Consider the following 17,560-nt stretch of genomic DNA (forward strand, 5'->3'; position numbering starts at 1 on the left):
CAGCACTATGACTACTGACTACTGACTAATTAACAAATCGGCCGCTGTCCGGGTTTGACGGCGTGAATGTACTCGCTGCCCGATGTCGGCCATCCCCGCTTATAATAAGCTTCCTCCGGCTTCCCCCAGCCCAACTGCAACAAAATTTCTAGAAAATCCAACTTTTCCCACTTCGAGAGACTGGCCCATTCTGTGCGCTGGGCTATAGCCTCTACATCAACCGGCTCGATCGATCGAAAATCCTTCCCGCTGTTAATGCTTAAATACAAATCCATCCCGGCTGTTACCTGCTGCCAGAATTCCAACATAGCAATCTTAGCTGCCTTCAACGTAATCAAATCAACCGGTAGAGCTATTAATTCGTCATCCACTGCCGGATAGCGTAGAGTATTGCCTTTAACCGCCATTTCCCGCCAGACAATCCCAGAAACTTGATGTTCCCGCTGGTATTCGTGTACGGCAGCCTTAAAATTTTGATAAGCAGTGAACTTCTGAACTCCCTCAGATTTGAGAAAGCGGTCAATCACGGGGTTGCCTGTAGCAGGAGTTTCAGTCAAGTTGAGACGCCGCCCATGCAAGCAGGCTTGGCGCTCTTCTTCGAGGATTTTAATGAGTTCCGCCGTGCTGTAGACCTTGGACATCTTTATTATTGAGGCAAAATCAAGATATTGGCTGATATTCGGCTGGTTTTCTCAACTAATCTTCGGTAAAGATATTTTTGCTGTTCTGGGCAATATTCAGTTTTGCCGTTATTCTAACTTTTCTTACTGCTTAATTCTAGTTTGATAGTTTATACCAATTTTTTATGAGGTTGCATAGAATCCGATCCCCCCTAGCCCCCCTTAGTAAGGGGGGGACAAGATTCCGATCAAAGTCCCCCTTCTTAAGGGGGATTTAGGGGGATCGAGATATGTGCAACTTCACATTAAATTGGTATTACAGGAGTCGAACCGCGAAATCCCGACAGCCTCTTAAAGAAAGCAGTTAAGAGGGTATCGAATCACGAACTAGAGTGGGAACTGCATCGCAGACGTACCTGGCGGGATTTTTCGCCAAAAACAAAGCCCCCTCCAAAGAGGGGGCAAAACTGATTTAGAGGTTTGGGAGTTTTATTTGATGGGTCGATCGAACAACTGGAAAAAAAAGCAGCATTCGCACCTGCCGTCAACTACCAAAACTCAAATTTTCAGTGTCAAAGCTTAGTAGCGTCGTGAAGAGCGATCGTTGTCGCCCCAGCCACCGCCGCCGCCCGAAGAGCGTTTGTTGTTGTTTTCGCGAGGTTTGGCTTTGTTGACTTTCAAGTCGCGGCCCATCCACTCAGCACCGTCTAGAGCTGCGATGGCTGCTGCTTCTTCTGCCTCGCTTGCCATTTCCACAAAAGCAAAACCCCGCATCCTGCCTGTTTCCCGGTCCACTGGCACTTGGACGCGGCTTACAGTACCGTACTCGGCAAATACTTCGTTGAGGTCGTCTGATGTTACCTCATATGAAAGATTACCCACGTAAATCGACATAAAATCTCCAGAATCATTAGGGTGCAGAGACTTAGATTCGGAGAGACGCTTGTAAATAAATACCAACAAACTACGCAACCGAATTTAATTCTTGGGAAACCACTATAACATGAAGCCAGCAGAATCAGCAATTGGCTGTGATAATTTTCAATTTTGGGGGCGATCGGGCAATTGGCAACCGAAAGTATTCGTGATAACTGACATCTTACACTCTGGGCGTCATGCGCTTGGTTTCTTGCTGCGCGATCGACCTGATATCTGAGATTTTTCGTCGCTGTTACCAGGTTGATTGGGTCTGATTGAGAACAGTGCCTGAGATTCACTTATAACTAACATCACGCACTGTTCTCCCTGGGCAAGCATCCTCCCCCTTCCCCCAGAGATAAATGTTTTTAGCCCAGGATTAATCTTCCGAGTCAATCTCCCCTCTTTCATCTCCCGTTTCTCATCGCCTCCGATTTAGCACCAGAGAATAACGGTTCCCAAATAATTATCAAAAGAGTTATTAGCCATATCTACGCGCATTTTTTTATACATATATAGCAATCCTCGCATCATTTGTGAATTTCTTACTTCCTCCCCGAACTCGCGGGGAGGGTGGGGGTGGGGTAAAAAAATTACGACTCCTGCAAGGATTGCTATCTAAATATAATTATTTCAATAAGATTTCCATTTTATTCATTTTGTAAGGCTTTATGTAGTTTCTCTATTTGCTCTTTCTCTAAGATGATTCTCGGCTGTCATTTTTACACTAATTGCATGAAGTTTGTTTTCGATTAGACCGTATTTAAATGCCTAAAAGCTTATGTCCTGGGAAAGATGCGATCGCTCTCCTACCTCCCTAGCATTGTAAAAGTTGAAAGCCCACAGTCCACAAAGATTGTCTGGTACAGAGAAAAGCAAGTCTAGACAAACGAGCGTGAAGCAGTAACAGAGGATTTTAGATGGTTATAAACAGTTCGTTGACCCGGCCCTTGGCTGTCGTGACGGGTGCCTCTAACGGTATCGGCTACGAACTCGCCAAACAGTTCGCTCAAAACGGATTCGATCTCCTAGTCACCGCCACCGGAGCGAGCATCAATGAAGCAGCTCAAGCCTTTGAGAGGCTCGGTGCCAAAGTCGAGACAGTGGAGGCAGACCTCGCTACCTACGACGGTGTTGAGGCGCTCTACAACCAGATAAAAGTGACTAATCGGCCAGTGGATGCGATCGCAATTAATGCCGGTGTCGGCGTCGGGGGCGACTTTGCCCGCGAGACAGACTTGAAGGACGAACTAAATCTGATTAACCTCAACGTTGTCTCGTCTGTGCATTTGGCTAAACGGGTAGTTAAGGATATGGTCGATCGGGGCCAGGGACGGATTCTATTCACTTCCTCAATTGCCGCCCTAATGCCCGGCCCGTTCGAGGCAGTCTACGCGGCATCTAAAGCATTTATACACTCTTTCTCAGAAGGGCTGCGTAACGAGTTAAAGGACACAGGCGTCACCGTTACCGCGCTGATGCCAGGACCGACGAATACCAATTTCTTCCATCGGGCGGGAATGGACGACACGAAGGCGGGCGCAGACCAGAAAGACGACGCGGCCGAAGTTGCCAAGCAGGGCTTCGAGGCGCTGATGGCGGGTAAGGACGACATTATCGCCGGTTCACTCAAGACAAAGATTCTAGCCAGCGCCAGCAAAGTTTTGCCTGATACCGTCAATGCCGAAATGCACCGCCGGCTTACTGAACCGGGTTCTGCTAACAAATAATTCGCGCCGGTCTTACTATTCTTATGTGCACATTTAAAGAAAGTAAACATCGCAGATAATGGCAAGGTTGCAGCCGATAAAAGCGTGTTTACTTCTCCCGGTAGTGACGATTTAGCGAAGTTTTCTCAGGCGTTCATCGATGACATTATGCAGCATCGGCATTGGATGCGAACTGAGGAATAAATGGTTCCCGCCTAAGTAATTTAGTGCAGCACATTTATGCAAATTTATCATCTCAATTGTGGCTGTATGTGTCCCATTGGAGGGGCGCTTTTCGATGGCTTCAGTCGCGGTTTGACGGCTAACCTCGTATGCCACTGTTTGCTCGTTGAAACGAATCAGGGACTTGTTCTGATCGATACCGGTTTCGGATTGCGGGATATCGAGTCGCCTTACTCCCGGCTCAGCCCGTTTTTCGTCCATTTTAATAACATCCAGTTCGATCGCCAGTACACGGCAATCCATCAAATTGAACAGCTCGGATTTTCACCAAGCGATGTGCGCCATATTGTGCTCACCCACCTCGATTTCGATCATGCCGGTGGTCTAGAGGATTTCCCGGAAGCAACCGTACACGTCATGCAGGCTGAAATCGATGCCGCACAGGATCGGCACGGTTTCATCACAAAAAGGCGCTATCGTCCGGGGCAGTGGGATGAAGTCAAACGCTGGAAATACTATTCGGCGGGTGGCGAACCTTGGTTCGGTTTTGAAGCTGTCCGCGACCTCGACGGGCTGCCGCCGGAAATTTTGTTAATCCCGTTGGTGGGGCACACGCGCGGTCATGCTGGCATTGCCATTGATACACCCGATGGCTGGCTTCTGCACGCAGGGGATGCCTATTTCTACCGACACGAGATGGATGCCGCTAACCGACGCTGCACACCCGGTTTGCGCGCCTACCAATGGATGATGGAGGTCGATCGCAAGGCTCGGTTGCTCAATCAAGACCGGCTGCACGCCTTATCGGTGCAGCATAGTAAAGATGTGCGCGTGTTTTGCAGTCACGATGCTATTGAGTTAAAAGCCTTCACTGCCGGGTCTAGGAACTCTCAAAACTAGAAATTTCATCATTTTTTTGGTAACAGATTCTGATGGTTCGATCGACCATCGGCGTATCCAAGGCTTTTTTGTCCGCGACACTGGTCCGATCTTTTTCTACAACATCTCATGGCAAGGGTATCAGTATAAAAAAGGTTGAGGGCTGACAATTTAGAGCCGGAAAGCTAGTTCAAAGTCCAAGGCCCGGAGGGGAACAAGCTCAAATTTTCCGTACACGATCGCAAATGGCGATGCAAGGATTTTGTGCTATTTTACCTGTTTATCTTGCACTCTTCCACCTTTTTTTGCTAACACCCTCCATACAGTGTTTACTTGGAAAACTAATTCAGCAAGCCCTAATTATGCTCAGGATATTCAGGCGGATATAGCAATACTAATTGTTTGGGGAATTAGATTTTTTTATTAACCGCAGAGGGCGCAGAGAACGCAGAGGAAGAGAGAAGAGGGAAGTTTTTTTAGTTTTAAGTTAAATAAATAGTTCAAGCTTTACGCCAGCGCGGTCTTACGAGGAACAAAGCAATTTCAAAACTATTTGTCAATTTCCCCTTACCACTTTCCTGACATCGCGCCCTTGAGTCTCAATTCTTCTCGACTGACTAGAGCTTCGTAGTAATCGGGTTTGATTTCGAGGGCGACTCCGTAAGAGCTAATAGCATCTTGAGTTCGCTGCAATTTTTGCAAAACGTCGCCCCGCTGCGCCCAAGCTTCCCAGTTGTCTGGCTTGAGTTGAATCACTTGGTCAAAAGCGACGAGTGCTTGGGAATAATTCTGCATTTCCCCTAGGATCAAACCTCGCTGTACCCAGCCTTGATAGTTGTCCGGCCAGACAGTAATTGCTCGATCGTATGATGCTAGAGCTTGTTCGTACTGCTGCAATTTTGATAAAGCGTTGCCGCGTTGCAACCAAGCTTCAAAATTGTCTGGCACGATTTTTAGTACGCGGTTGTAAGCTGCGACGGCTTCTTCGTAACGCTGCAATTTTTCCAGCGCTGCGCCTTGCTGCAAACCTACTTTTGATGTAATTTCTGCTTGTGAAGTCAGAGAGATTACTTTATCAAAACAGGCGATCGCTTCTTCGTATTGCTGTAATTTTTCCAGAGCTTCGCCTCGCAAGTTCCAAGCTTCTAGAAAATTACCTTCAATTTGTAGGGCATTGCTGTAAGCGATAATTGCCTCTTTGTAGCGTTCCAATCCTGCTAGGGCGATGCCTCTACCCAGCCAAGCTTCGGGGAAATTTGGATTAATTTGAATGGCTTTGTCAAATGCAGCGATCGCCCCTTCAAAATCTCTCGATTCTGACAAGGTTTGACCGCGCCCGATCCATGCTTCGGGATAAAAAGAATTAATTTGAATTGCCCGATCGAAACAAGCAATTGCCGCGTCGGCCCACTGGTGTTTGAGGGCCATTCCTTTATAAAACCAAGCTTCGCAGTCGTTGGGTTGCATTTGCAGTACCCGATCGTAAGCTGTCACCGCTTCTGCATATTTGTGCAATTTTGCTGAAGCAATGCCGCGATTGAACCAAGCCAGACTATTTTGTGGTTGCAGTTGAATGGCGCGATCGTAAGAAGTTACAGCTTCAGCGTAGCGTTCGGCTTTCATCAAAGCCAAACCTCGGTTCAGCCAAGCTTCCCAATTAGTCGGGACGAGTTTCAGCGCGCGCTCGAAAGCCGCCACGGCTTCAGGATAGCGCTCCGCTTGAACCAACACGTTGCCTTGCCGATACCACATGGCGGGCAAATTCGGATGAAGTTGGGTTGCTTTCTTGTAACAGGTTGCGGCTGCATCCCACTGCTGCAATTCCTCTAAAACTCTGCCCCGCTGATACCAAGCTTCGTGCTTTTCTGAATTGATTTGAATTGCGGTGTCGAATGCCGCGATCGCTTCTGAGTGATTTTGCAAACTTAACAGCCCTGTGCCCCGCAGCATCCAAGCCCAGTATTCTTCGGGATTAATTGCTGTAGCTCGATCGGCGCAGGCTACGGTTTCTGCGTAGGAGTGCAGTTGCTTGTAAGCTTTGCCCAGATTCAGCCACGCCCTGGCCCAGTCCGGCTTAATTTGAACCGCTTTTCCGTAACAAAGCACTGCCGCTTCGTACCTTCCCGATGCGTACAATCTATTGCCCCGATCGTAATCGGGAAATGCTGCAAAAATTCTTAAAATCGGCGGCAGCAGGGCTGGCTGGGGGTTTGAGGAGTTTTCGGGAGCCGAAGTCGAGAGGTCTGGCATACGCCTTTCACATAAAAATTTAGTGGGATAACAAGCTTGCGGTCTTATATATTAACTTATGCTTTTCTTAATATCGCTGCTGTTTTGAAACAAATTTAGCATATCAGGCTTGGTGCGACAAATCCTTTTTACTTAATTGGAGTAGGTATAAAATTATGCACCCTTCTCACTTTGGGTACACCCCTGTAAGATACGGTCAGTCGATTTTCAATTTTCGATTGACCGAAAGCATCGAGGACACAAGCACATATGCCCTAATTCAAGTTTAAAACCAAATTTAAGATGCTAGAGTTGCACACGCTTTTAGATTTCACTGACTGCGATTGGGAGTCGATCGACTCGCAGCCGAATTATTGGTACGAAGGCCGATGTCCTCAAAGTGGCGAACTGCTGAGACTGCCGCGCACTCGAATGTCCGAGGATCTCGCGCGGGGTTTGATGCAGTACCTGGCGGCTGACGATTCCTACGATCGCGAAGGGAAGATGTACGGCATATTACTGGTGGAGATGCCTTCGGGGGAACAGGGGATACTCAAAGCATTTTCCGGGCTGCTGAACGGTTGCAGCATTGTTGAGGGCTGGGTGCCACCGATTCCGGGACGAGATCGTGTTGCTTGCGAGGAAGCCCGCACCTTAACTCAATTGGAGGCGATGAAACAGGAACTTATTGCACTGAATCAACTCCCGCAGCGACAAGAGTATGAAGCCTTATTTCGGGAGTTTGAAGTGCAAATGCAAGTATTGAGCGATCGGCATCGCAATTGCAAGCTGCTGCGAGACGAAAAACGCCAGTTACTGTGTCAAACTCTCGCAGCAGAAACACTAGAAATTGCCCTGGAACAACTGAATCAAGAAAGCCGTTTGGAGAAAATGGAACGCAGGCAATTAAAACGGCAGCGGGATGAAACATTGCAGCCGCTAAAACAATTAATTGAAGCTGCCGATGGGCGGATGCGGGCGCTGAAACAGCGGCGAAAAGAACTTTCCCGCGAACTTCAAACGCAAATGCACGCAGCTTACACTCTGGTGAATTTTTTGGGAAAATCTATCTCGCTATCCTCATTGATGCCAACCAATTCTATTCCCACTGGCACCGGCGACTGTTGCGCGCCAAAATTGCTCCACTACGCGGCAGTACACAATCTGAAACCGCTGGCAATGGCTGAGTTTTGGTGGGGGCCGCCATCGGGGGATAAGATACAGGGAGAATTTTATGGTGCTTGTGGCGATCGGTGTCAGCCGTTGATGGGTTTTTTGCTGTCAGGATTGGCTCAAAATCCGATTGTTTCTAATATAAATGAGGGTTTGACGGGCGGGCTAGAAGCCCAACCCCTACTCCCCACAAGCAATAATTTTTATTGTGGAACGGGCATCTTGCCCGTTACGCAAATGCTACCCATTATCTATGAAGACAAATGGTTGATTGCAGTCAATAAACCCTCTGGTTTGCTGTCAGTTCCAGGTCGTTATCTGGAAAATCAAGATAGTGTTTTCAGTCGTTTGCGTAACTTGTTACTGGATAGTTTAAATTTGACAGTCGTGCATCGTTTAGATTGGGAAACATCGGGGATTTTGCTATTGGCGCAAGACAAAGAAACTAGCAGTCAACTCAGGCAGCAATTTGCAAAAAAGCAGGTTCACAAAGTTTATGAAGCGGTGCTTTCGGGTAGTGTAAAAATGGATGCGGGGACGCTCGAACTCCCACTTTGGGGCGATCCAGAAAATCGCCCTTACCAGGAAGTCAATTGGGAGTGCGGAAAACCCAGTGTTACTCGCTTTCAGGTAATGGCGAGGGAGGGAAATTGCGATCGCGTCGAGTTTTTGCCGCTGACGGGACGCACTCATCAATTGAGGGTTCATGCAGCGGATGTTCGAGGGTTGGGGATACCGATTTTGGGCGATCGACTTTACGGATGTCGGGCTGCTGCGAATCGGCTACACTTGCACGCGCGGGAACTTTCGTTTGAGCATCCGCAGTTGGGAGAAAAGCTGCACTTACAGGCAGAAACACCATTTTAAGCTAAGGGCGATCGGGCAACGAAGGATAGTTGAGCAGTAGGAATTACAGATAGAGGCAGCACATATTTATTGTTGGGTAATCGGAGCAACAAATCGGGGAACTTCAGGTTAAGTTGTCACCCATGAGTAGAGCTGGGAACAAGCTAATTATTACTGATTACTTCTTACTTCTTTTATATCGCATTACTCGGAAATCTCTGCTTCAAAACAGGCATTACCGGACAAGGTTTTTGCTCCTGTAAATTCTCTGGTTTGTTCCAAGTAAAAGGCCCTTTTTTCTCCGCCGCCATCCACAGCAAACTTTTTGCTCGCGTCATCGCCACATACAGCAGTCGAAACTCTTCTGCTGTTTTCAAATAACCTGCTTGTTCCCAGGCTTCGCCTAGATTTGGTAAAGGATATTTTTCGTGCAAACTTGCTCGAATTTGTGCTCTCGCTACCTCTGCTAAAGTGAAATCTCCTAAAAATCGGGCTTGCGGCAAAACACGCAAATTTCCGGGGATGGTTTGTTCGTGCAGAAACGGCAAAAATACACAATCCCAATCCAATCCTTTAGCTTTGTGCATGGTAATAATTGTTAGTTGACCTTTGCTGGTATAGCGTTCTTCTATTTTGTCGTCTGCATCCACAGGTTCAAATCTTTCGGAACTGACAATTTCGCTTAGTACATCCAAAATATTACGCATTGAATTGTTGCCGGCTGTTTGGATTGCTACCCGTTCTGCTAATTTGTCGGCGGTGGCTAATTCTGTTTGATCGTATTGCAGCGCTAAGGCTAAGAATGAAATGATTTGGTAGGGTGGCAGTTCTAAGCTAGCTTGCAGCAAACCGCAGCAAAAATAGCGGCATTTGCGAACGGGGTCTGACTGCTGCGGGTCTAGCGGGCCTGGGTAAAGGAATTGCTCGGGGCTAGTGGCAAAAGCATTGTAGTCTTGTTTGGGGATCAGTTGCCGATCGCTCAAAATCTTTAAGGCTGCTTTCAGGTAGTCTGGAGAGTGCGGGCGATCGAGGAATTGCAGCAGTGTTAAGATTTCCCAAGGTACTTGAGAATGTCTGTCCCGCTCTCCCACATCCTCAATTTTAATCCCGTATTTCCGCAAATCAAAGCTTAATCCGTGTTTTTGAGGATTTTCCAGGACTTCTTTAATAAACTTACCTTGTTTGTTTTCCCGCACCAAAATAGCCATCGATTTCAGATTTTCTAACGGCAATTTGGCATTATTTTCCCCCTCCCTCGCTTCTCCCCCTGAATCGATATCTTTGCCATCCCTGCCAAAATCAAAATCTGTGGGTAAAAATTCCTCAACTAACTCAATTACCCGCTTGCCAATTAACTCAATTGTATGGTAAATATCGCGGGGAGTATGCAATTCTAATCCGCGACCAATGGGAGCCGGATTTGCATTCTGCTGCGGGTCATGGCTGGGGACTGGCTTAATAGTTTGGTCGCGAAAAGGCTGTTCGGTTCCCGCTAATTTCGAGCTATTTACCCATTGCAACATAAAGTTAGCTGCATCGATAATCACCTGGGTGCTACGGCCGGCGCCGTCCATTGTCGCTAACTTATTTTCCACTTCGCACCGATCGCAAAATTGGTTAAAATAAATCGGGTCTGCGGGAGTGAAAGTAGAATTAATCGCTTGATTTGGGTCGCCAACTCTGATAAAATTGGGAGGTAAAGTAGGATGATCGGGATCGATCGCCAATGTTTCCAAAAGCCGAGTCTGCAAAGGTGTAGAATCCTGCGCTTCGTCCTCAAAAACAGCAAATACTTGCTTTTGCTCGATCGCCCTCGCCTTCGGATTGTCCAACACCCGCAAAGCGGCTAAAATCATCTCGTCGTAATCGATAAATTCCCGACTCCTCAACAAAGCCTGATATTTTTGATATAAACCCCCAGCTACAGCTAAAATCTCATAACCGTCCCCAGTATCGAGAGCGTTCATTTCTAACAACTGTTCGGGAAATAAACCCGAAGATTTCGCCTCGTGAATCACAGTTTTCGCTACCTGCGGCAAAATTTCCGTCCGCAAAACCGATTGCCGCCGCAGCCTCTCCGTTTCCTCTCCGTCGAATTGCTGTCCTTCCAACAAAACTTGATATCGGCGGGGATTTTCCGCAATCCAAAGTTCTACACAGGTGCGAATTAATCGGTGACTTTGAGTTGGAGTAACTAAGGTTGAATTTTCTAAATTTAAACCCGACAAATCAGGATGCCGCATCGCAATATTCAAAGCTAAACCGTGCAAAGTGTGCACCGCAAAACCGCCTTGAGATAAAGACAATTCTGCCAATCTTTCCCGAATTTTAGTTTTAATATTAGCAGCAGCCGATCGCGTAAACGTCACGACAATTAACTGGCGGCGGCTGTGAAGCTGGTTGCGGGCGATCGCAATTGCCGACGCAGCAGCCATTCCCGTAGACTTCCCGGCCCCCGGAACTGCCGAAACAGCAAGGGGGCCGCCTTGCCAATCCGCCATGTCCTGCTGCCCCGCACGCAAGCTTTCGCGAATTTTAAGGCAAGCTTGTTCTCGCAAAACTGCCGCAAACCCTGATTCTGAAAGCGCTGAGGCTACATCCGGGCGATCGATCTGGGTTGTCGATCGCATAAAATCAGTATCAAATTCATCTGTCATGCGATTTTAGATTTTAGATTAGAAAAATATTTGTGGGATTCAGCATTTTCAAACGGTATCAGAAACCTACTTGCTTTAGTTGCGATCGCCTCTGCGCAGAACCCAAACCGTCATTGCGCCAACATCGATCGACCTACATCTGCGGTTAAAAATCCCCAAGTATTCAACCTCTACCGTTTCCATTTCGGTATCGGCTAAACTAACACTATCTATTGAAGCTTAAATTGAAACCAGCATAAAATTCAATACCCAAGCCTTTTTTATAGGAATCACCCAAATGGAAACTCACCTCAAAACCAATTCGCCCCCGCTCAAGCCAAACCCAAACCCAGCTAACCAAAGCACAACTCGTTTTGCTGTGGCGTTATTCTTAACTTTATCTTCAACCATTGCTTTGCCTAGCTGCGGATCTCCACTGCCCAATGCTACAGGCGGCGAAGCTTCATCTAGCATCCGTGAAAACCAAGTTCCCGCATCGGCTCCACCACCCCCACCCGCAGCAGAGCCAGCAGCCCAAAGGTCAAAAGCTCCTGGTTCATCAAAAAAAGCAGCAGAAACTCCAGCAACCCGTCCCCAACTGATTAAAAAAGCCGAACTCAGTGTAGTTGTCAAATCTATTGACGCCAGCACTAAATCTGTTACTAATATTGTCGAAAAACAGCAAGGCGATATCTTGGGTTTCCAAAATCAAAAGCCGCCGGATTCGAGTGTCCGCCAAACGGCGTCTGTGGAGATTCGCGTGCCTCAAGAACGTTTAGAAACGACTTTAGAGGCTTTGGCAAAACTCGGAACTGTCGAGAACCGTTCTCTGACGGCTGAGGATGTTACCGATCAATTAGTTGACAGCGAGGCTAGGCTGCGGAACCTCCGCAAATCGGAGGAAATGGTGTTAAAAATTATGGAGCGATCGGGCTCTGTCGGCGACGTGCTCAAAGCTGCTCAGGAGTTGAGCAATATTCGGGAGTCGATCGAACGCATTGACGCTCAGTTAAAAAGTTTGCGAAATCAAGTAGCCTATTCGACTATTAGCTTAACTCTAGAAGCAGCAGTATCTGCTCAACAAACTCCCGAACCTTCTCTAGGTTTGCGGGTACAGGAAACTTGGGGGAAAGCGACTCATTCTGTGGGCGAATTGACGCTCGGTTTGTTTGCTTTGGGTATTTGGCTGTTGGCTTATAGTCCTTATTTTCTGTTAATTGCGGCTGCGGTTTACGGCTTTAATCGATTTAAGAAACAGCATTCTAATCCGACCACTCCAGAACCGAAACCGCCTCAGTAGTGAGTTGTTCGTTGTCAGTTGTCAGTTGTTCGTTGTTATTAGCTTTCCAGTCAACGGTCAACAGTCAACAGTCAACAGTCAAGTGACTAATCATCAATTTGCCATCCATCTTTGGTATAGTCTTCATCCACAATCTTTTTGGGACGCATCACCAGAACAACTCGCCCCAAAATAGGAATATCCGGGGATTGTTCAAACCAGTACAATTCTAAATTGCCAGCGTTATCGGCGAGGAAATAACTCTCAGCATCCCACTGTCTTTGGGCTCGATCGGCAATAATCAAAACTTCTTCAACTTTGCCTTGCAGCGGTACCGGCAATCTATCGCTCATTTCCAAAACAGCCACCGGATCTTCAGCGTTCAAAATTACTTGCCATCCGGGAATCGCCACCCAAGCTCCGGCTCCAGAAAATTTTACCATTCGGAACGGCTCGATTTCCTCCGGCAAAGGCACTGCCAGCAAATCTGTCGTAGAAAGCGGCAATTTGCCCACAACCGGGACAATCCGGGGCAATTGTTCCTCGGTATCGAGTCGGTAGACTGGTAAGCGGGGCGCTTCCCTTCTCGGAACTACCGTAAAATCGACCAGCAACTGCTCGATTTGCGCCCTAGCGGTTTGGCTGCTAGCTAATTTTAAACCGCGAGCAATTAAGCGCGATCGCTCTTGCAAATCGCTTTTCTGTCTCGCTAATTGCCAGCATTGGTAAGCCATAGCATCGCCGGGAGTGTCTGTGAACCCTTGAGGGAGACTCCCGAAGTGCGAAAACTCCTTGATTGCTTTAGCAACTTGGCGAGCATCGTCAACATCCAAATTGTGGGTTAGCATCAAAGCAGCGGCCCCGGCCCGCTCTACTTGAGAGAGAATCCGAAACTCGTATAAGATATCGCTACCTTTTTTCAAGAAGTGCGATCGAACTTCCTCTGAAGCCCCAGCATTTACCATGCTGGTGTAAACTTGGGCTGCGACGCTTACTTGATTTTGCTGAATTGGCTCAAAACCAGTTTCTTCAAAAATCCTTTGAGAGTTGTAGCCAGCTTTTAGGAGTGCAGTGCAGGCTTGTCCCCACTCTACCCAAGTGCCTTCTTTTCGGCGGAGCGATCGAATTAACTTTTCGGCATCCACAGCATTTGTGGAGGATGCAGATGCAGGAGGGGATGAATCTTGCGGTGTATCAGTCATAATTGAATCAAAAACTAGCGCTAAGTTATGTGTGATTGGATACCGGCAAGGCTCGTGTCGCGGCAGAGCGATAGATTAATAGTAAGTGAGTTATGAGACTATTGTTACAGAATAGTTGCTCGCCTAAATTTACAAAGGGGAGTTTATCGTATTGTTATGGATAATGCCATTTCAGAGCTCGATCAAATTAAACGCCAGCTCATGACCCTACACAGACCGAAAAAGCCCAAAATGCTGGTAGTAGACGACGAACCAGACAATCTGGATTTACTCTACCGCACTTTCCGACGAGATTTTAACGTGCTCAAAGCTGAGAGCGGAATTCGCGCCTTGGAAGTCCTCGGCATCGAAGGCGAGGTCGCCGTCATCATTTCCGACCAGCGGATGCCCGAAATGAAGGGAACGGAGTTTTTGAGCAAAACCGTGCCGCAGTTTCCGAATACGGTCAGAATTATCTTGACTGGTTTTACGGACATTGAAGACTTGGTGGATGCGATTAACTCAGGACAGGTTTACAAGTATATCACCAAGCCTTGGGACCCGAACGAACTGAAAATGGTGGTTCAAAAGGCTGCCGAGACTTATGAAATTCTCAAGCAGCGAACTGAGGAATTGGATCGCGCCCAAAATCAAATACAACTGTTAGCAACAATCATGCAAACGGCTGTGGATTATCCGAGTTTGGAAGCAAGTTTAGACCCAATTGCTACTGCTATAAGTGATAATTTTTTGGCGGACTATTGCATTTTACAACTGGTGGAAGAAAATGTTTTAATACCGCTCCAAGGCACTCACACCACGGGTTCAACTGTGGAAAATTGGCTGGCAGATGACCCTCTGGTTCGAGAAGCAATTAGCTCTCAAACTATTCAGGGTGCTGTGAATATTGGGCTCGACACCGCCCTAGCTAGTCTGCCGCACTATCAGAACTCAGGCATTCAAGCTCACCTGAGCATCCCAGTGATTCACAAAGGTCGATCGATCGCCCTGATTTCCATGCAGTGGAAGCAACCTTGTTCCCTGCGCCCCGACGAACTCACAACAGTTCACCTCGCCGCTCAAGAAGTTGCTTTGGTATTGACGAGTTTTCAGGGTCATTAGTCATCAGTCATGAGTCATCAGTCATTAGTCCTTAGTCGGCTCTAAGTCTTGAGTTTAAAATGATAGCAAACCAATGATTCTCGACAAAAGCTCACCGCTCGCTAACAAATAAAAAAGCATTAATGACTGGCGACAGCATGACATGAAAGCACGGATTAATTATTTTTTCGGCTGATAAATTACCAATTATCGATCACCCATGAAAAATTAGAAATGACTAATAACCCCGAACAAATTAAAACTATATTTAATCGAATAGCACCAGTTTACAATCAATTGAACGACTGGTTGAGCTTTGGGCAACACCGAATTTGGAAGCAAATGGCGGTGAAATGGAGCAGTGCCGGCCCCGGAAATACTTGTTTAGACTTGTGCTGCGGCAGCGGGGATCTAGCTTTGCTGCTGGCCAAACAAGCAGGGCCGACCGGTTGCGTATTTGGAGTAGATTTTTCCGCCGAACAATTGGCCGTGGCGGCCAGGCGCGATCGACCTTTTCTCACCCCTATAAGTCCCATTTCCTGGGTAGAAGCTGATGCCCTAAACTTGCCTTTTGCTGACAATTACTTCGACTGCGCCACAATGGGTTACGGCCTGCGTAACGTGACTGATATCCCCCGCAGTCTTCAGGAATTGCACCGCGTGCTCAAACCCGGTGCCAAAGCAGCTATTCTCGACCTCCACCGCCCCAGCAATTCCCTAATGCGGAGCTTTCAGCAGTTTTATCTAGACACTCTCGTAGTGCCCATTGCTCAGCAATTTGGTATGACTCAAGAATATGCTTACATTAATCCTAGTTTAGAAAAATTCCCGATCGGCCAGGAGCAAGTAGCGATCGCCCGCCAAGCCGGATTTGCCTCCGCCACCCACTACCCCATTGCCGGAGCTATGATGGGAGTATTGGTATTAGTCAGTTGAGTGTTGACTGTTGTCAGTTGACTGTTGTCACTTGTCAACAGTTAACAGTTAACAATTCCCAATTCCCAATTCCCAATTCCCAATTCCCAATTATTGATGAATCCGTCTGAAATTTGGCTGTTGTTGGCCCCACCTGTAGTGGGAGGAATTATTGGCTATTTCACTAACGATATAGCTATCAAAATGCTGTTCCGCCCCTATCGAGCTATTTACATCAAAGGGCGGCAGTTGCCTTTCACTCCAGGCTTGATCCCCCGCAACCAAGAGCGCTTGGCAAAGCGAATTTCCGACACAATTATGGGTTCGCTGCTGACGCCGGAGGAGCTGCAAAACTTAGCGCGCCGCCTCCTGCAAACCGAGCGGATGCAGTCAATAATTCTTTGGCTGTTGCAGTTGGCGCTGGATCAGGTAAAAGCAGACGCAGAGCAAAAAACCGCTAAAATTCTCGCTAACATTCTGCGAGATTTGCTGGGGGAATCTGTGCCTCGAATTCTCAAAGTTTTGGCGCGCCGGGAAGATTTTTTAGAAGCTCAGCTAAATCAAATTTTTGACCAAGTTTTGCTGGAGATTCAGCTAACGGAAGCTCAGGCTGCTCAGCTTGCTGAGTGGTTGTTGCAGGTAGTAATACCCCCGGAAGTGCTGCGGCAAGCTTTAATCGACTTTTTGACGGATCGCAATATTTCGATCATCGATGAAGGGTTTCGAGAAAAAACCAGCGGCACTTATTGGGTAGTAGCAAATTTGTTTGGTTTGCGAAACACTTTAACTCGGCTGCGGACTTTTTGTCTGGATGACAGAGAAGCGACAAATCAGCGCTTAGCAGAGTTAACTGTTTCTTTGGGAATTCGCGGGCGAATTCAGGAATGGCTGCAAAATTTGTCGATGCAAAATTTACCGGTTTCTACTGTGAGACAGTTGCGAAAAACTATGCGCGACAGCGTTCGCAGCTACGTTCAGCAGCGGGGTACAGAGGTACTGGAGGGGTTGAGCAAATCTATTGATTGGGAAAATATTTCGCGGTTGATTCTCAATCGATTGCAAACTTCAGCGGTGATGAGCGCTTCCCTGGAAATTGTGAGCAAAGAACTGGCTTTGGTTTTAGAGCGCTATTTAGAGCGGGATTTAGAAAATATTGTAGCTCAGGCTATCCCGATTTTGAATATCGACCAGGTGATTGTCGATCGAGTAAAAGGTACTTCTCCTGAAGAGTTGGAGTTAGCAATTCAGGGAATTGTCCAAAGCGAGTTGCAGGGAATTGTAAATTTAGGAGGTCTTTTGGGTGTTTTTGTCGGCTGTTTGCAGACAGTTGTGGTTTGGATTCAGCGGTGATTTATTTCGGCAGTTGTGAGATATTTGTTGTAGTATAATATTCGCTCGACTTGCGAACACAGTACCAAAACCCCCGTTTTTCGGCAGTATTTACACCGTCAGCCAGAGGATTTTTGGTAGAAACGGGGTTTTTGTCGCCCAATCCTAATTTACCTATTTCCTACATCTATGCCAGCCCCCAATTCAGACGATCGCACAAACATCCCAAAAAACCCGCGCAACCTCAGCCGCCAACAATACGAGCGTTTAACCGCAGAAATGGCCACTCCCTACCGGCCTCTGCGACAGTTTGTTTACGTAGCTTGTGGCGCTTCGGGCTTTATCGGCGGCTTGGTTTTCCTCGCTAAAATTGCCTCGGGCCGGGAAATTGGTTCTGCTTTGCCTAATTTTGCCCTCCAGGTCGGAGTTGTGGCCCTGATGGTGTTCCTGTTTCGCTGGGAGCAGCGCGCCGAGGGTCGATCCCCGAAGTCGAAGTAACAAAAATTTACATATCGAGACAAAAATCTATTTCAGGCAAGGAAAAGTTAGAAATATAAAGAAA

General features: G+C 47.4%; 14 protein-coding genes. 9 read left to right on the forward strand and 5 right to left on the reverse strand.

What is annotated here, in order from left to right:
• Positions 1 to 29 precede the first annotated feature (29 nt).
• Together QUA53_RS13070 and QUA53_RS13075 are read right to left on the reverse strand one after the other, a co-directional pair.
• On the reverse strand, positions 30 to 641 hold the full coding sequence (locus QUA53_RS13070) for a hypothetical protein (protein ID WP_172191765.1): 612 nt from the start codon (positions 639 to 641) through the stop codon (positions 30 to 32).
• A gap of 558 nt (positions 642 to 1,199) precedes the next feature.
• The gene (locus QUA53_RS13075; protein ID WP_333077113.1) at positions 1,200 to 1,514 is read right to left on the reverse strand and encodes an RNA-binding protein; all 315 of its coding nucleotides are present in this window, start codon (positions 1,512 to 1,514) and stop codon (positions 1,200 to 1,202) included.
• A 109-nt stretch (positions 1,515 to 1,623) separates the two neighbouring features.
• On the opposite strand from QUA53_RS13075, the gene QUA53_RS13080 reads away from it, so the two are divergent.
• From QUA53_RS13080 to QUA53_RS13090, 3 genes are all read left to right on the forward strand, one after another.
• Positions 1,624 to 1,776, forward strand: a complete 153-nt coding sequence (locus QUA53_RS13080; protein ID WP_333096004.1) for a hypothetical protein — start codon at positions 1,624 to 1,626, stop codon at positions 1,774 to 1,776.
• Between the two features lie 721 nt (positions 1,777 to 2,497).
• Positions 2,498 to 3,268 (forward strand): SDR family NAD(P)-dependent oxidoreductase, encoded by a 771-nt coding sequence (locus QUA53_RS13085; RefSeq protein ID WP_333248889.1) that lies wholly within the window; start codon positions 2,498 to 2,500, stop codon positions 3,266 to 3,268.
• Between the two features lie 321 nt (positions 3,269 to 3,589).
• The gene (locus tag QUA53_RS13090; RefSeq protein WP_333096002.1) at positions 3,590 to 4,330 is read left to right on the forward strand and encodes an MBL fold metallo-hydrolase; all 741 of its coding nucleotides are present in this window, start codon (positions 3,590 to 3,592) and stop codon (positions 4,328 to 4,330) included.
• 546 nt (positions 4,331 to 4,876) lie between these two features.
• On the opposite strand, the gene QUA53_RS13095 is transcribed toward QUA53_RS13090, so the two are convergent.
• Positions 4,877 to 6,559, reverse strand: coding sequence for a tetratricopeptide repeat protein (locus tag QUA53_RS13095; protein WP_333096001.1), 1,683 nt, complete (start codon positions 6,557 to 6,559; stop codon positions 4,877 to 4,879).
• 282 nt (positions 6,560 to 6,841) lie between these two features.
• Between QUA53_RS13095 and QUA53_RS13100 the strand changes: the two genes are divergently transcribed.
• The gene (locus tag QUA53_RS13100; protein ID WP_333096000.1) at positions 6,842 to 8,578 is read left to right on the forward strand and encodes a pseudouridine synthase; all 1,737 of its coding nucleotides are present in this window, start codon (positions 6,842 to 6,844) and stop codon (positions 8,576 to 8,578) included.
• A gap of 173 nt (positions 8,579 to 8,751) precedes the next feature.
• Here QUA53_RS13100 and QUA53_RS13105 read toward each other — a convergent pair whose 3' ends face one another.
• On the reverse strand, positions 8,752 to 11,214 hold the full coding sequence (locus tag QUA53_RS13105; protein WP_333095999.1) for an ATP-dependent helicase: 2,463 nt from the start codon (positions 11,212 to 11,214) through the stop codon (positions 8,752 to 8,754).
• A gap of 277 nt (positions 11,215 to 11,491) precedes the next feature.
• Between QUA53_RS13105 and QUA53_RS13110 the strand changes: the two genes are divergently transcribed.
• Positions 11,492 to 12,493, forward strand: a complete 1,002-nt coding sequence (locus QUA53_RS13110; RefSeq protein ID WP_333095998.1) for a DUF4349 domain-containing protein — start codon at positions 11,492 to 11,494, stop codon at positions 12,491 to 12,493.
• A gap of 86 nt (positions 12,494 to 12,579) precedes the next feature.
• On the opposite strand, the gene QUA53_RS13115 is transcribed toward QUA53_RS13110, so the two are convergent.
• Positions 12,580 to 13,674, reverse strand: a complete 1,095-nt coding sequence (locus QUA53_RS13115) for a RuBisCO accumulation factor 1 (protein WP_333095997.1) — start codon at positions 13,672 to 13,674, stop codon at positions 12,580 to 12,582.
• A 156-nt stretch (positions 13,675 to 13,830) separates the two neighbouring features.
• Here QUA53_RS13115 and QUA53_RS13120 point away from each other — a divergent pair, with 156 nt between their 5' ends.
• From QUA53_RS13120 to QUA53_RS13135, 4 genes are all read left to right on the forward strand, one after another.
• A complete protein-coding gene (locus tag QUA53_RS13120) occupies positions 13,831 to 14,775 on the forward strand; it encodes a response regulator (RefSeq protein WP_333095996.1) in 945 nt (314 codons plus the stop codon).
• Between the two features lie 213 nt (positions 14,776 to 14,988).
• Complete coding sequence (gene ubiE / locus QUA53_RS13125; RefSeq protein ID WP_333095995.1) at positions 14,989 to 15,690, forward strand: bifunctional demethylmenaquinone methyltransferase/2-methoxy-6-polyprenyl-1,4-benzoquinol methylase UbiE; 702 nt, start codon at positions 14,989 to 14,991, stop codon at positions 15,688 to 15,690.
• 96 nt (positions 15,691 to 15,786) lie between these two features.
• Positions 15,787 to 17,019 carry a DUF445 family protein gene (locus tag QUA53_RS13130; RefSeq protein ID WP_333095994.1) on the forward strand — a complete coding sequence of 411 codons (1,233 nt, stop codon included), beginning with the start codon at positions 15,787 to 15,789 and terminating at the stop codon, positions 17,017 to 17,019.
• A gap of 168 nt (positions 17,020 to 17,187) precedes the next feature.
• Entirely contained in the window at positions 17,188 to 17,496 is a 309-nt protein-coding gene (locus QUA53_RS13135) for a DUF3493 domain-containing protein (RefSeq protein ID WP_333057719.1), read from the forward strand.
• Positions 17,497 to 17,560: the final 64 nt, after the last annotated feature.

Origin of the sequence: Microcoleus sp. Pol12B3, assembly GCF_036701355.1 — a bacterium.
GTDB lineage: Bacteria > Cyanobacteriota > Cyanobacteriia > Cyanobacteriales > Microcoleaceae > Microcoleus.

What these genes read in the sequence shown, in the direction of transcription:
- QUA53_RS13130 (WP_333095994.1), top strand. Translation starts at nt 15,787, where the DNA reads ATGAATCCGTCTGAAATTTGGCTGTTGTTGGCCCCACCTGTAGTGGGA.
- QUA53_RS13105 (WP_333095999.1), bottom strand. Translation starts at nt 11,214, where the DNA reads ATGACAGATGAATTTGATACTGATTTTATGCGATCGACAACCCAGATC.
- QUA53_RS13100 (WP_333096000.1), top strand. Translation starts at nt 6,842, where the DNA reads ATGCTAGAGTTGCACACGCTTTTAGATTTCACTGACTGCGATTGGGAG.
- QUA53_RS13135 (WP_333057719.1), top strand. Translation starts at nt 17,188, where the DNA reads ATGCCAGCCCCCAATTCAGACGATCGCACAAACATCCCAAAAAACCCG.
- ubiE (WP_333095995.1), top strand. Translation starts at nt 14,989, where the DNA reads ATGACTAATAACCCCGAACAAATTAAAACTATATTTAATCGAATAGCA.
- QUA53_RS13095 (WP_333096001.1), bottom strand. Translation starts at nt 6,559, where the DNA reads ATGCCAGACCTCTCGACTTCGGCTCCCGAAAACTCCTCAAACCCCCAG.
- QUA53_RS13120 (WP_333095996.1), top strand. Translation starts at nt 13,831, where the DNA reads ATGGATAATGCCATTTCAGAGCTCGATCAAATTAAACGCCAGCTCATG.
- QUA53_RS13075 (WP_333077113.1), bottom strand. Translation starts at nt 1,514, where the DNA reads ATGTCGATTTACGTGGGTAATCTTTCATATGAGGTAACATCAGACGAC.
- QUA53_RS13110 (WP_333095998.1), top strand. Translation starts at nt 11,492, where the DNA reads ATGGAAACTCACCTCAAAACCAATTCGCCCCCGCTCAAGCCAAACCCA.
- QUA53_RS13080 (WP_333096004.1), top strand. Translation starts at nt 1,624, where the DNA reads ATGAAGCCAGCAGAATCAGCAATTGGCTGTGATAATTTTCAATTTTGG.
- QUA53_RS13115 (WP_333095997.1), bottom strand. Translation starts at nt 13,674, where the DNA reads ATGACTGATACACCGCAAGATTCATCCCCTCCTGCATCTGCATCCTCC.
- QUA53_RS13070 (WP_172191765.1), bottom strand. Translation starts at nt 641, where the DNA reads ATGTCCAAGGTCTACAGCACGGCGGAACTCATTAAAATCCTCGAAGAA.